General features: G+C 57.4%; 9 protein-coding genes. 2 read left to right on the top strand and 7 right to left on the bottom strand.

The window, feature by feature from the left end; translation table 11 throughout:
• Positions 1-128: 128 nt before the first annotated feature.
• From K5R88_RS14645 to K5R88_RS14660, 4 genes are all read right to left on the bottom strand, one after another.
• Positions 129-5,282, bottom strand: coding sequence for a Tc toxin subunit A (locus tag K5R88_RS14645; protein WP_226300180.1), 5,154 nt, complete (start codon positions 5,280-5,282; stop codon positions 129-131).
• A 242-nt stretch (positions 5,283-5,524) separates the two neighbouring features.
• Positions 5,525-5,878: a hypothetical protein gene (locus tag K5R88_RS14650; protein ID WP_226300181.1), complete on the bottom strand. Its 354-nt coding sequence runs from the start codon at positions 5,876-5,878 to the stop codon at positions 5,525-5,527.
• Between the two features lie 319 nt (positions 5,879-6,197).
• Complete coding sequence (locus K5R88_RS14655) at positions 6,198-6,557, bottom strand: PilZ domain-containing protein (protein ID WP_032828936.1); 360 nt, start codon at positions 6,555-6,557, stop codon at positions 6,198-6,200.
• Positions 6,558-6,808: 251 nt separating this feature from the next.
• A complete protein-coding gene (locus tag K5R88_RS14660; RefSeq protein ID WP_008031709.1) occupies positions 6,809-7,183 on the bottom strand; it encodes a tetratricopeptide repeat protein in 375 nt (124 codons plus the stop codon).
• Positions 7,184-7,340: 157 nt separating this feature from the next.
• Here K5R88_RS14660 and pyk point away from each other — a divergent pair, with 157 nt between their 5' ends.
• Positions 7,341-8,792: a pyruvate kinase gene (pyk, locus tag K5R88_RS14665; RefSeq protein WP_008031711.1), complete on the top strand. Its 1,452-nt coding sequence runs from the start codon at positions 7,341-7,343 to the stop codon at positions 8,790-8,792.
• A 261-nt stretch (positions 8,793-9,053) separates the two neighbouring features.
• The gene (locus K5R88_RS14670; protein WP_226300182.1) at positions 9,054-10,364 is read left to right on the top strand and encodes a delta-60 repeat domain-containing protein; all 1,311 of its coding nucleotides are present in this window, start codon (positions 9,054-9,056) and stop codon (positions 10,362-10,364) included.
• Positions 10,365-10,615: 251 nt separating this feature from the next.
• Here the strand turns inward: K5R88_RS14670 and K5R88_RS14675 are convergent, their stop codons facing one another.
• Genes K5R88_RS14675 through K5R88_RS14685 form a run of 3 tightly spaced genes read right to left on the bottom strand, consistent with a single transcriptional unit; the run spans position 10,616 to position 13,428 of the window.
• Positions 10,616-11,365 (bottom strand): enoyl-CoA hydratase-related protein, encoded by a 750-nt coding sequence (locus K5R88_RS14675; protein WP_226300183.1) that lies wholly within the window; start codon positions 11,363-11,365, stop codon positions 10,616-10,618.
• Between the two features lie 28 nt (positions 11,366-11,393).
• Positions 11,394-12,329 (bottom strand): iron-sulfur-binding ferredoxin reductase, encoded by a 936-nt coding sequence (locus K5R88_RS14680; protein ID WP_226300184.1) that lies wholly within the window; start codon positions 12,327-12,329, stop codon positions 11,394-11,396.
• Positions 12,322-13,428, bottom strand: coding sequence for a GGDEF domain-containing protein (locus K5R88_RS14685; protein WP_008031716.1), 1,107 nt, complete (start codon positions 13,426-13,428; stop codon positions 12,322-12,324). The genes K5R88_RS14680 and K5R88_RS14685 overlap by 8 nt, the downstream gene beginning before the upstream one ends.
• Positions 13,429-13,751: the final 323 nt, after the last annotated feature.

Here is a 13,751-nt window from a genome sequence, read left to right on the forward strand (position 1 = left end):
CCCTGGGCAATATTCGGGATGATGAAGCTCCCGAAACAGACTGGAAACTGCACTGCAGTTTTCAGCGTTTCGATAGTGCGCCAACATCTTTCAATCAACGCTACAACAACAGAGTCGTTACCGACTTGTTAAGATTTTGGAATAACGGTCAACGAGAAGGCGATCCACTCCGACTTCAATGCATCCCCTACATAAAATCCAGCCTCAAGATCACGTTCGCCCGGCTCAAGCTCCGGCTTGAACTGGACCCGCCAATGGCCGTTCTTGTCCACCATCCCGCAGGCGTAAATCGTCGTTGGAGACCCGCGCCTCACCACACGCACTTCAACGCCCGGCAAGCCCAAGCCCTCAATCCATGACTCAGCTCTTACGGTGCTGCCCGTGGCGGGTTTCAGGACTTGTGGAATGTCGACAAAGGTGCCCGACACAGTTACGAGAGCATCCGCCGCCCACGCCTCGGTCGTATCGATATGCCGTTGCTTGACCGTCAACACATGCGGCCCTGGCGATAGTACTTCGGCCAACCGCACCGACCATGTGCCATCGTCACGCACGCTGGTCCGGGCCAACAGGGCTTTCTCATCCCGGTTTTCAAAGATGTAGATCTGGGCCGACGGACTGCCCTTGCCGTGAAGCAGCGGCTGGACTTCCACTTCTGTCGAGCCATCGACGGGATACGACAGTTGCGGTGCCGGTGCATCCAGACAGCCAGGCAACACAAGGCGCTGGTCGATCCGGTTGCAAGAGAACGTAAGGTCAAACGTGCTGTTGCGCAGATCTTTGCAGTCGATTTTCCAACTCAGGGTCTTCAGGTCGCCCACCAGGACATAGGCACCGGTCTGCGGAGTGAACACCATCCCCAGGCCGGCAGCGGAGAATTCACCGGTCCAGGCCAGCATTGCCCGCGCGTCTGAAAGGTCGACCGAAGCCGGCATGTCGATTTCGAGCGTATAGCGATGGCCCCGGATAAATTCCAATCGCTCCCGGGCGGTCACTTGCCGGATGACGGTCGCCGTCGTGATGTCCGTCAGTTTGTATACCCACTCGATAGCCGGGACGACTGTAATGTTGAAGGTGCGTTTATCCTCCGGAGTACTTCGGTTTTCTGCCGTCACCACATACTCACCCGCCTCTTCAAACTCGTAAGGGAACGTCGAACGTCCCAATGCGTCCGTCGGATAGGAAATCGCTTCCAGGACCGTCTCGGTTTTTTTGGTCACTGCCCACCAGATCGGGCATCTGGCAACCACTTTCGCCTGGTTGTGCTTGTCCTCCCGGGCGTCGACCCACAAGGAGGTAGGCGCACCCGCCACAGGGAATTTATAGTCCAGGGACTCACCGTGAATGAACACCTTGCTGGCCACGTAAACGTCGAGTTGCTGTTGACCCATTTTCACCTTGGCGGTGAAGGAATGATTTCCTGCTTGCGGCGTGCTTACCGTGAATTCAGCGATACCTTTTTCGTTGGTAACCATTGTAACGGGGACAGTATCGGTCCCAGAAAACTCGACCTCCACACCGACCGACGGACGTTTGCCAAGGCCAACCACATGGCAATGAATCACCAGCGGCTGCCCGGCAACCGCCATCGAAACCACCTCCAACAGTTTGATAGACGGCTGGTCAACAAAGGTAATGCTATTGATGACAAGCGGGTCCTTGTTGCTGTAACTGGCCACTACGCTTGCCTTCTCAATAGGTTCGATACTGGTGATTCTCGTGCGGGCATAACCCTCGTCATCCGTGCGTACCGACCAAGGGTCAGCCGCTACCCCCCGACCGGCAAATGTCACAGTGCGACCCACCCCAGGGTTTTCGTATTTATCCACAAGAAGAACAGCCGCCGCGAAATACGCCTGCCCGCCAGCCAAAAACTCTTCGCCGACGGGATCGATATCTTTGATCTCGAAGCCCAGCGTCAACTCATCGCAATCAATGAGAATTTTCGGCGCGTACACCACTTGAGCCAGGCCATAAGTGGCTTTGACTTGCACGCCCCCCATCCACGTCGACTTCTCTGGTTTGAAGCGAACCACCGCACGCCCCTCATGGTCGGTGATCGACGTACGGGCGAGTAGCCCGGGACGATCACTGCTCCAGCTCACCGTGACGTTCGGCACGACCTGGTTGGTGAGATCACGCAGTGTCAGTTCGATCATGGCGTATTGACCATTCACATTGGCGATCAGGGTGTCATTGATGCACCTGATTTCGTGGGTCACGCTCTGACCCACTTCACCGATCAATTGCGCCTGCCCCTGAATGGCCGACTCGGACAATTTTTCCAGCACATGTTCTGCTGCGCTTCGACAGGCGTACTTGTCACTGTCCGGCGTGAGCGTGCCCAAACCGATGATGGCCTTGGCATCCAGCCCGCTCCTGACCGCCAGCGCACGGATACGCAGCAGCGTATCAAGGGACGTCATGTCGCGAATCACCGGGATCTTTGGATTCGGCTTCAGATAAAGGATGCATTCAAGCACCTCCCTGACGCCCCACTGCACCACCTCAGCCAGCAAGCTTGCCGCAGAATCACGAATCAGACGTACATCCTCAGGTGTCAGGTTTTCCGGAAGCCCGTTGACCAACTCCAGGTAATGCAGGAGTTTTTCGGCAGGCTGCCCGGTATTCGCCACCACCCGCTGAAACAGGGTCAGGTAATACAACGCGCTGAGCGTGAGTTCTTTTGGATGCTTGAGACCAAACCATTCCCAGTTCTCTCTCAGGGTCAGGGCTACCAGCATGGCAGAACTCAACCCCAGTTGTTGAACGACTTCAGCGCGCCGCACCAGGTGTGCCAGCAAGCTGAGCACATCATCACCGACCTTGACCTTCTCCGTACCGGACGTGACGGCATCCAGCGCCCGCGCAGTCTCCAACAGCAGCAGGTAAACACCGTTCGTATCGACCCACCTGAGCAATGGCAGTGCCAAGTCTTGCGAAATGCTCAAATACACCGACAAACTTTCCTGCACCACCGCCCGCTGCGCATCCCTGGCCTGCAGCAGCAATGCCAGAATCACGTTGATAACCCCTTCGACATCACCGGGTGACAGGTCTGCCAACTCGACAGCCGATTGAATTTCTCCACGAGCCACCCGCTCGTAGTCCTCCTCATCGCCTTCTTTCCCCAACACCAGGCCATTAGAATCGACGACGTTGTAAAGCAGTCTCAGCCAGTCCGTCTGGTCGAAATCATTGCTCTGGGGTACACCTGCGGCCCGAAGCGCGTCCTCGGAAAATCGCACCGGGTGCAGTCGCTTGTGGACTTCCTGCAGCAACGTGACTTCTGCTTCAGTGGCCAAAGGAGGTGCAATCACGGGCGCCACTTTCTGTACCAGCCAAAGCACACTCAAGTCGTTTTCCTGCGCCCACTGGACACAGGACTGCGCCGCCTGCATCACGCTCAACACATCGCCCACGCCGCTAGTGCCGCTGACCAGCAAAAGGGCTTCGCCAAGCACCCGTTGCAGCAATTCGCTGCCGTTTTTCTCGCTTAAGGTCTCCAGCAATGCCGCCAGTTCTATGGCGCTGATGCGCAGGAAGGAAGCCAGCAATACCAGGCGATACAAGGAGGAGAGTATTGGCAGGCTGCGTTGCAGTTCGTCCCTCAGGTTGTAGCTCTTGGCCACGAAGCGTGCGAGGTAGCGCCAGGTTTCCTGATTGATACCCAGGCTGGTGCAAATCTGGTCGACGGTGCGCTTGTCGGCGCGGGTTTGTGCTTCGATCGCGAAGTAACCGTTGTCCACCCTCAACGGTGTATCGAACAATGCCTGTGCATTGAAGATGCGGTCGAATTGTGAAAGTTCTTCCCCGCGGCTGTAAGGGGAAATCTCATCAATCAGCGCCGCAAATTGCTCGGCTGAGCATTTGAACCGCAGGCGAAACTCTTGAAACAGGCCGATGGCCCGCAGGGTATTGGAGGTGATCCGGGAAGGTTTGGTTGCCAACGCAACCTTGCGGGCCTCCGGGTCACGGATGTCACCCCGCAGCTCTGCGTTGAACGCGGCCATGATTAGCCGATCGCACTGGTCCACCGGCAACCCCAGCCAGCGGCTGAGACGAAGAATCCGGTTCATCCGCTCAAACCGGTTGTGGGTAGTGTTGGTGAATTGGCGAGCTTTGCCCGTCGCCGGTTCCGACAGATCCATCGGATCGGTGGCGCCATCGTTGATGTAGGCCGAACCGAACAATTTGGACAGCTTCTGTTTCTCTGGCTCCTCGAGCGCCTCCGATTGCGACCCCGCCACATTGCTGGAACGCTTCGGTGCGTAACCTTCAATCGACAACAATGAGGTCAGCGCTTCTGCATCAATTGAGGTCTTGGCGCAGAAATGCACCGAGTCCTTCAGGTTGTCCTCCGTCGAGCCAAAGTTGTCTTTGTAGAACGCTGTCCATCGAACGGGAGTACTGCCGGCGGGAAGAAAATTCTCGATCAACAATCGTTGCGATTGTGGCCCGATGTTGCAGGATTGATGAAGCGCAATATCCGAAAAGTCACCACGAGCACCTGGTTGCTTGAAGTACGGGCCTGACTCATCGATGGTCCGCACGACTTCCCCCAGCGACATTTTGTTCGCCTCCAACACCTGCTTCCATTGTTCGAAATACCACTCGAACGGCATGGAGCGGAATGGAAAACGCGTTTCCAGCAAGTGGTCATCGACCACTCGGTCGGTCAGTGCTGCCGGCGTGAGGAACGTTTTGATAATGCTTTCCAGCACTTCGCTGACCAGGGTCACGGTCGGTTTGATCTGGAACATACTTGTTGTGTCAATGATGAGTTTGACAAGATCGGGGCGCCGGGTTTCGAAAGTTATCAACCCCATACCGCCCCCGGATCGCGCTTCAAGATCCCGAGCCAACAGTACCAGGCGCACAAAATACGCTGCTGGGGAAATACTCGAGTCCGGGCTCTGTGAAGGGCTTGCGCCTTCCCAGTCTGGATCGAACAAATAGTCGAAATCAGGCCCGTCCCTCCACGCATAGATGCCGGTCCGATGCAACGGATTGGGAGGCCCAGGCCTCACCAGGCGCTGCTCACGAAACTCACGCGCGGTATGCACCGCCAGGGCCATGACTTTGTCCAGCAACACTTGCGCGTCCTGGCTGTGCAGCCCGAACGTCTCCACCACGCGTTGACGCCCCATCTTAAGCATCTTGTAAACCGAGCCGCCCTTATCAATGAAGTGCCCGAGGTTTTCCGTGACTGATGCGTCGAGTACGCCTGGCGTCAATTCGAAAAGCTGCTCAAGGGCAGGGTTGGAATGGCTATTACTCATTGAACTTCTCCTGCGAGCGAGGCTGGGAGGAACGGAATGCGAAAGGCAAATCTGTTGTCGTTTTGAGTTGTTTTTTACGCTGTGTATACCGCGACTTCCACCTGTTAAAACTGACAGTCATGACGAACGGTATTGCTAACTCGACGCGCGATAAAATTCCTTACGGGCTACTCCGCAAAATAATGTTTCTGGAGATTCAATTGTTCCGCAGATATCTGAAAGAAAAGTTTGCGGGAATGAAACTAGGATGGAGGCGTCAAAACATATATATCATCGACAAAAAATTCCACTTTACCCCCCATACCCTCATGGTCGTGAATCCACGTGAATAAAAGATGAATCCGCATAGGACCCGGATCTACTAATACCGAAACATCATAAGGCGCACCCACAAGATAGACGGTGCTTTGTCTTGGATCTTCATAATGGGGAAATGCTGCGGCAACTGCATTCGGATACCCAGCATAATGAGTATCTCCACTAAGTCTAAGCGGATTGGCTACAATCGTATTTGGTTGAGGTAATGAATCGCGCGGGTAGGGAAACGGTTTCGCCAAGTTGAATTCATTAGGTGGCATGACGAGAGGGGTTACCATGGGTTTCTCCTTTTTGCAGGCGGTGCTCCGGGAACAAATGCAGCGCACCATTGTTGTTGCTATTTAGCCTCCTTACTAAAGCGTCTGGCTACTGTCAGAAATAACAGGTAATTACTCGACACCCTGAAAAATAGCTACCGTCTGTCGGTTTTGATCAATGATCAGCACTATTCACCGATCCAAAAGACCCACTCGCCAGTAAGACTTTTGTTCCCACAATTGCCTTCTGTTCCATCTGGCCGACAGCGCGTTTTGAAGTCTCCGAGTTCGGGATGCGCCAGGCCTGCACGCGAAAGCGATCACAAATGCACCGCAGGTTTCACGCAGACGCCGGCAACGGCTGAAAACTGAAGTACTGCTTCAACGCCTCCACCAATTGCCCAAACTCCGGCGGTGCCCATTGCAGGCTGAACCCGGCGTCATAGTGGTGAGGTGTCGCATCTTCATGGCACCACAGGCAGCAGGCCTTGAGGTCGATGACCTGCTGGCAGCCATCGGCCATGGGGATTTTCAGGCGCAGATCAAAATCGGCGCCGATCATCATCGGTAACTGACTGATGAGCATCAGCCCGTCCTCAGAGACGTTGCCCAGGAAACCAATCGGTTTGTCGGTGACGCTGTTGAACACTTTCAGAAAATACGGCAGTTGATGCCGCTCGATCCGGCGGTCAGTGAACATGCTGATTTCGCTACGCAAGGCCCTTAAGCAGGGCCGCACTAATGCTTCGGAACGGGCCTGCCTGCCGTTATCAAACAAGGGCCAGGCATTGAGCGCGCTCTCCCCGATCCCGGTGCGGCAGTCCATGAAACCGCTGCCGCTTACGCCTGCCGATCACAGGTGTTACGTCGATTTAGAAACAAGGTTCTAAACCGGTTATTCGACTATAGCTCACCACCGCCGGCGAGCCAGCCGTTGAACGGCAACTGCAATCAGAACCGCGTAGGGCGCACCGCTGCTGCACTGCGCAGCGGGTAGTGACCCAGCGACTGCAAGGTTTCCAGCCGGGCGCGGGCGCGGTAGGCGTACTCGCTTTGCGGGTACGACGCCTGAATGAACTGGTAGGTTTGCGCCGCATCCACGAACATTTTCTGCCGTTCCAGGCACAAGCCGCGCAGCATTGACACTTCCGGCCACACATAAGGCCGCGCGCGGCTGGCGCGTTCGACTTTGGACAGTTCGAGCGTCACTTGCTCGCAATTGCCACGGTCATAAGCGCTGTAGGCATTATTCAAATGATGGTTCATCGAAAAACGGGTGCAGCCCACGACACTGAGGGCAAGGGCGGCTATGAGCACGAATCGCATGGGGGTTCTCCTGTCTTGAGCTCTGTATCGACCCGTGGGCGAAAATCTTCAGGAATGTTCATTTAAAGATAAAAACGAATAAGTAGTGCATATGAACAATGACTACACCCACGGAGCATAGTAGCCTCACTCAGCGCTTGAACTCAGGAGTCTTTGCATGTCCGTCCGTCGTACCAAAATCGTCGCTACCCTTGGCCCGGCCAGTAACTCGCCGGAAGTTCTCGAACAGCTGATTCTGGCTGGCCTGGACGTCGCCCGCCTGAACTTCTCCCACGGCACCCCCGACGAGCACAAGGCTCGTGCCAAGCTGGTGCGTGACCTCGCTGCCAAGCACGGCCGCTTCGTTGCCCTGCTGGGTGACCTGCAAGGTCCGAAAATCCGTATCGCCAAATTTGCCAACAAGAAGATCGAGCTGAAGATCGGTGATCAATTCACCTTCTCCACCAGCCATCCTCTGACCGAAGGCAACCAGCAAGTGGTCGGCATCGACTACCCGGACCTGGTCAAAGACTGCGGCGTGGGCGACGAGCTGCTGCTCGACGACGGCCGCGTGGTAATGCGCGTCGATACCGCCACCGCCACCGAACTGAACTGCACCGTGACCATCGGCGGCCCGCTGTCCGACCATAAAGGCATCAACCGTCGCGGCGGCGGCTTGACCGCTCCAGCCCTGACCGAGAAAGACAAGGCCGACATCAAGCTCGCTGCCGAGATGGAAGTCGACTACCTCGCCGTGTCCTTCCCGCGCGATGCCGCCGACATGGAATACGCCCGTAAGCTGCGCGACGAGGCCGGCGGTACTGCCTGGCTGGTGGCGAAGATCGAACGTGCCGAAGCCGTGGCCGACGACGAAACCCTCGATGGCCTGATCAATGCGTCCGACGCCGTGATGGTGGCCCGTGGTGACCTGGGCGTGGAAATCGGCGATGCCGAGCTGGTGGGTATCCAGAAGAAGATCATTCTGCACGCTCGCCGCCACAACAAGGCAGTGATCGTGGCGACCCAGATGATGGAGTCGATGATCCAGAACCCGATGCCGACCCGCGCCGAAGTGTCCGACGTAGCCAACGCCGTGCTCGACTACACCGACGCCGTGATGCTCTCGGCCGAAAGTGCTGCCGGCCTGTACCCGCTGGAAGCGGTGCAAGCGATGGCGCGCATTTGCGTCGGTGCTGAAAAGCACCCGACCAGCAAGACCTCCAGCCACCGTATCGGCAAAGAGTTCCAGCGCTGTGACGAGAGCATTGCACTGGCGACCATGTACACCGCCAACCACTTCCCGGGCGTGAAGGCCATCATCGCGTTGACCGAAAGCGGCTACACCCCGCTGATCATGTCGCGCATCCGTTCCTCGGTGCCGATCTACGCGTTCACCCCACACCGCGAAGCTCAGGCGCGCGCCGCAATGTTCCGTGGCGTGTACACCATTCCGTTCGACCCGGCTTCGCTGGCTCCAAATGAAGTCAGCCAGGCGGCAATCGACGAACTGGTCAAGCGTGGCGTAGTGGAAAAAGGCGACTGGGTCATCCTGACCAAGGGCGACAGCTACCACACCACCGGCGGCACCAACGGGATGAAAATCCTGCACGTTGGCGATCCGATGGTCTGAGTTTCAGACCGCTGAAACGCAAAAGCCCCGCCGTTAACGCTGCGGGGCTTTTTTTCGTTTAAAAGCAGTCTGATAGATGATTTACCGCTTCCTACCTGTCATATCTGACAGTAGACGCCCTTGCGTTCAGCCCCTTTAATCGACTCCGTCCACCTGCTATCGCTGTCATCAAGGTTTTCTCACGCTTGGCTGTTGCGGCCTGTCATTGGCAGTTCTCTATGGATAACTCACTCCGGAAACTCCAAGTAAAGGAATAGAACGATGAGCCAGTACACAGCCCTGACCGCTCGCGCCGACGGTGATCTCGACCCGACATTTGGCGACGATAAAGACGGTAAGAAGATTCTACGTTTCCTCGATGCCCGAGATACTTCAGGCGAATGTATTGTCGAAGGCCCCGACGGCAACATCTATGTCGGCGGTGCCGTCGATGCAGACGGCGATGACATCATTCACAAGTTAGGTATTGCCTGCCTGCACAAAGATGGCACTCCGAACGTCGATTTTGGCAACAAAGGGTACGTAATCGTACGTTTTGGCCCTATGCAGGACACCCATCTGCGGCAAATCCTGTTTGTGACGGTCGGGGGTGAAACAAGAATCCTGCTGTCCGGTATCGATACGAAAAAAGGCGAGGTGGTACTTGCTCGCCTTCATCTCGACGGGCGTGTGGATGAACGCTTCGGTGTGAAAGGTCTGCTAACGGTCAAACTGCCCGCCAACCTTTCCGAGAGCCTTGGTCTGGGCTCTACACCGCTGACGACAACCAGCAGCGGCGCCTCGGGGGCTTGCACGGTGGCGGAGGGGAAAATCTATGTGGTCATGGAAATGTACATGCCGATCTGGATTGCCAGGGTCGCGTTACTGATCCGGCTCAACCCTGATGGCTCGTATGATACCGGCTTCAACAAGAGTGGCTATGTCGCCGTGACCAATCAACACTGGGGCAACAGCACCATCAGCGACATTCTGGTGCGCAACGGAAAAATCACCGTGTGCGGAACACTGGCAGGTCATGGCATGGTGGCTCGTGTGAATGAGGATGGCTCTTTCGACCAGATCTTTGCAGACAAGGGTTTCAAAGTATTCGACAACCTTGGCGTCGCGTTCGAAAAGCTCACCCCGTACTCCGATAAAAGTGTTCTTGTTGCAGGTTGGGGGTTAACTCCACGCCATGGCGTGCTGGCCTGCCTCACCGAAAACGGTGAGTTTGAATCCACATTCAATAACGCAAAGGTGCTGCTTCAATCCCTCGGAGAAGGGGTGATGTTTTTTGGTGTTGGACTGGTTGATGGAAAAATCATTGCATCAGGCAGGTTTTGGCAAGAAGACAACACCCCCGAGTTCGTGGTGGTGCGCTACCTGATTAACGGCAAATTGGATACCGATTTTGGCCGCGGAAAAGGCTGGAGCTCAACCCGATTCGAAAATCATTCCACGGTCGCTAACACTATGACCTTGCAAAAAGACGGGCAGGTGCTGGTACTAGGCGATTGGGGTAGCGGCGTCAGCTACGCAGCGCTCATCGCCCGCTTCCTGAACACCACACCATCGGTGGCAGCAACAGCATGAAGATCCTGCAAGCTGGCGATCCGATCGTCTGAGTGATCGGTTGCTGAAAAAAAAGCCCCGCCATATGAATGGCGGGGCTTTTTTGGTTTCTGATCTGGAACATGTGTTGTCTCGATTGGCCTCTTCGCGGGCAAGTCGGATCGCCGCACCGCTCGCTCCTACAGGATATGTGCATTCGCAAATACCGAACACGACAAATACCCTGTAGGAGCGAGGCTTGCCCGCGAAAGGGCCGGCCCGGTCATCGCATATCAATGCCTGTTGATAAACCCCGACAACGCCGCAATCGCTTCCGGCGAACGCAGCCGCTGAGTGAACAACGCACCCTCCTCTTCTATCACTTTGCGCAGTTGCTCGCGGTCAGGTGCTTTCATCAACTGCTTGCTGATGCGCACCGCTTCCGGTGGCAGGGACTCAAACCGCAACGCCATCTCCCGCGCCTTGGCCAATGCCGCTTCGCCACTGCCCAGCGCTTCGGTCGCAATGCCCCAATCGGCCGCTTGCTCACCGCTGAAACCTTCACCGAGCAACAACAATTGCGCCGCTTTGGCATGCCCGAGCAATCGAGGTAAAAGCAGGCTGGAACCAAACTCCGGGCAGAGTCCGAGGTTGACGAAGGGCATGCGCAATCGCGCATCGCGGGCGACATACACCAGATCGCAATGCAGCAGCAGTGTTGTGCCAATCCCTACCGCCGCACCAGCCACAGCGGCGATCACCGGTTTGCGGCATTCGAGCAGGTTGAGCATGAAGTGGAATACCGGGCTGTCGAGGTTGCTCGGCGGTTGTTGAATGAAGTCGGCGATGTCGTTGCCGGCGGTGAAGCACTCGGCGCTGCCGGTGATCAGCACGGCGTTGATTTCGGGGTCGGTGTCAGCCTGTTTCAACGCCTCGGCCAAGTGGCTGTACATCGCACGGGTCAGGGCGTTTTTCTTGTCGGGGCGGTTGAGGCGCAGGGTCAGCAGGCCGCGTTCGCGTTCAATCTGGATGGCATCGGTCATGGTCGGTCTCGCGTCTGGAAATCAGCGCTCAACCGCGAGGCAGGAAGACGTCGGCCAGCAGTTGATTGCGCGGCAGTCCCGCCAGGTACAGGCGCCGGGCGAAGGCGTCGACGCTGTCGGGGGACCCGCAGAGTAAAGCCAGGGTTTGCCGGGAAACAAGCCGCAGTTGCGCCAAAGCCGCGGGCAACTCGGTCGGCGTCCACAGCTCGATGCTGAGGTTCGGGCGGCTGGCGGCCATGGCTTGCAGGGGTTTGGTCAGATAATGCTCATCGGCATCATGGGCCAGGTGAATGACGCGGATGGCGCCTTGGTGATCCTGGCGCAGGGCTTCGCGCAAAACGCCGAACAATGGGCCAAGACCGGTGCCGGCGGCCATCAGCCACAACGGTCGGGTGTGCCAGTCGGCGTCGTAATGCAGCGCGCCGCCACGCAGTTCGCCGAGACGCAGCGGGTCGCCGATCTGCAACTGACGCGCAGCATCACTGAATGCACCGGGCTGGCGACAATCAAGGTGAAACTCCAGAAAGCGGTCTTCTCCCGGCAGGCTGGCCAGGGAATATGGCCGCGCCACGTTTCCGGCCCACAACACCAGATGCTGCCCGGCGCTGTAGCGCAACGGACGCTGAGGGGTCAGGCGCAAACGCAACACGCTGCTGCTCAACCAATCGACGGCGGCGACCTCGGCCGGGCTGCCGTCCTGTAGCGGGTCGAAGGCATGCACCTGCAAATCCTCGACCACCTGACACTGGCACGCCAGGCGCCAGCCTTGCTGACGCTGTTCTGCGCTCAAGGCATCGGGGCGGCTATCACTCGGCAATCCTTGCATGCATTGCACCAGGCACGCATGGCAACTGCCGGCGCGGCAACTGTAGGGAACGGACACGCCGTTTTGATTCAACGCGTCGAGCAGGTTGCTGCCCACTGCCACCGACCATTGGCGATCGCCGACCCGCAACTCAGGCATCGACGTTCTCCCACGCTGCCGCGCAACGATTGCGGCCGTCGCGTTTGGCGCGATAGAGCGCCTGATCGGCACGTTGCAAGGCATCGTCGAGATCGTCGCCCGGCTCCAGCAGCGTCATGCCCGCCGACAGGCTGAGATTGCCGACCTTCAGGCCGATCAACTCGACATCGGTGAAGGCAATGCGCAGTCGTTCGCAGCAGGAGGTCAGGCGTTCGCCGCTGCAATCGGGCAGCAACACCACGAACTCTTCGCCGCCATAACGGGCCAGTACATCGCCCTCGCGCAGGCAGGCGCTGGCCACACCGGCGAAGGCTTGCAGCACTTGATCGCCAGCAGCGTGGCCGTGCATGTCGTTGATGCGTTTGAAGTGATCGAGGTCGATCAGTGCCAGGCCATGCAGCACGCCGGGTTCCATGGCGTTGAGCTCGCGGGAGGCCAGGCGCAGGAAATGCCGGCGATTGAACAGCCCGGTCAGTTCGTCGGTGGCCACCAGGTCTTCGAGCTGGCGCATCATTCCGCGCAGGGTGTCCTGATGCGCCTGCAAGGCAAAGCGGCGCTGCCGCATCCGCAGGCGTGAGGCCTGGACGTAACGGGCGTAAAGCTCCAGCCAGACCAGCACGATAAACAGCACGCACACCTGCAATGCCGCCAGCGCCGGATCGGCCAGCTGGAAGTGGTAACCCTCCCACAGCGTGATCGCGCTGAAACTGAAAAACACCAGCAACGCGCACCGCAAAAAGGCCCGACGCGACAGGTGAAACAGCCCGAACAACAGAATCAGCACGTAGAACACCAGGAACGCGCCGCGTGCCTCATCCAGATTGGCGATCAGCCAGGTTTGCCAGCCCAGCCCCAGCAACACTTGCGCTTCGGTCAGGCTGGGGTCGGAAAAACGCAGGTTGCAACCGCTGTAAAAAACCGCGAACAGTGCCGCCTGACTGATGACCACCAGGGCGCTGCCGACGGCGACATTCGCCAGGGGTTCATCGTAATGACCGGTGAAAAACGCCAGCCACAGCAGCAGTAGAGCCAGGGCGTAGGTGCCGGCCGCAAGGGCAAAACGTTTGAGCAAAAGGCGCTGGATAGCGTTATGGGTCAATCGTTGACTCACCGTGCGAAAGGAGGCTGACCGAGTGTCCTACTCTACAGACCGAATGCCACTTTAGTGGCGTGTCTGATAAATGACCATTCAATTTTCAGGCCGGAAAACCGGCGTCAAGGGCATGACTTTAGACCTTCCCTGAATTTGCGCACAAACATCACCAACCTGTAGGAGCCGGCTTGCTGGCGATGGCGGTGTAACAGTCGACGTTAATGTTGAATGTCAGACCGCCATCGCCAGCAAGCCGGCTCCTACAGGTGAGTGCGCGTTCGCAAGCTTGACCTGTATGACCAACGATTGACTGCCGGCGCGTGTGCCCG

This window comes from Pseudomonas sp. MM213 (assembly GCF_020423045.1).
Lineage (GTDB): Bacteria > Pseudomonadota > Gammaproteobacteria > Pseudomonadales > Pseudomonadaceae > Aquipseudomonas > Aquipseudomonas migulae.

What these genes read in the sequence shown, in the direction of transcription:
- K5R88_RS14670 (WP_226300182.1), top strand. Translation starts at nt 9,054, where the DNA reads ATGAGCCAGTACACAGCCCTGACCGCTCGCGCCGACGGTGATCTCGAC.
- K5R88_RS14655 (WP_032828936.1), bottom strand. Translation starts at nt 6,557, where the DNA reads ATGTTCACTGACCGCCGGATCGAGCGGCATCAACTGCCGTATTTTCTG.
- K5R88_RS14660 (WP_008031709.1), bottom strand. Translation starts at nt 7,183, where the DNA reads ATGCGATTCGTGCTCATAGCCGCCCTTGCCCTCAGTGTCGTGGGCTGC.
- K5R88_RS14675 (WP_226300183.1), bottom strand. Translation starts at nt 11,365, where the DNA reads ATGACCGATGCCATCCAGATTGAACGCGAACGCGGCCTGCTGACCCTG.
- pyk (WP_008031711.1), top strand. Translation starts at nt 7,341, where the DNA reads ATGTCCGTCCGTCGTACCAAAATCGTCGCTACCCTTGGCCCGGCCAGT.
- K5R88_RS14680 (WP_226300184.1), bottom strand. Translation starts at nt 12,329, where the DNA reads ATGCCTGAGTTGCGGGTCGGCGATCGCCAATGGTCGGTGGCAGTGGGC.
- K5R88_RS14645 (WP_226300180.1), bottom strand. Translation starts at nt 5,282, where the DNA reads ATGAGTAATAGCCATTCCAACCCTGCCCTTGAGCAGCTTTTCGAATTG.
- K5R88_RS14650 (WP_226300181.1), bottom strand. Translation starts at nt 5,878, where the DNA reads ATGGTAACCCCTCTCGTCATGCCACCTAATGAATTCAACTTGGCGAAA.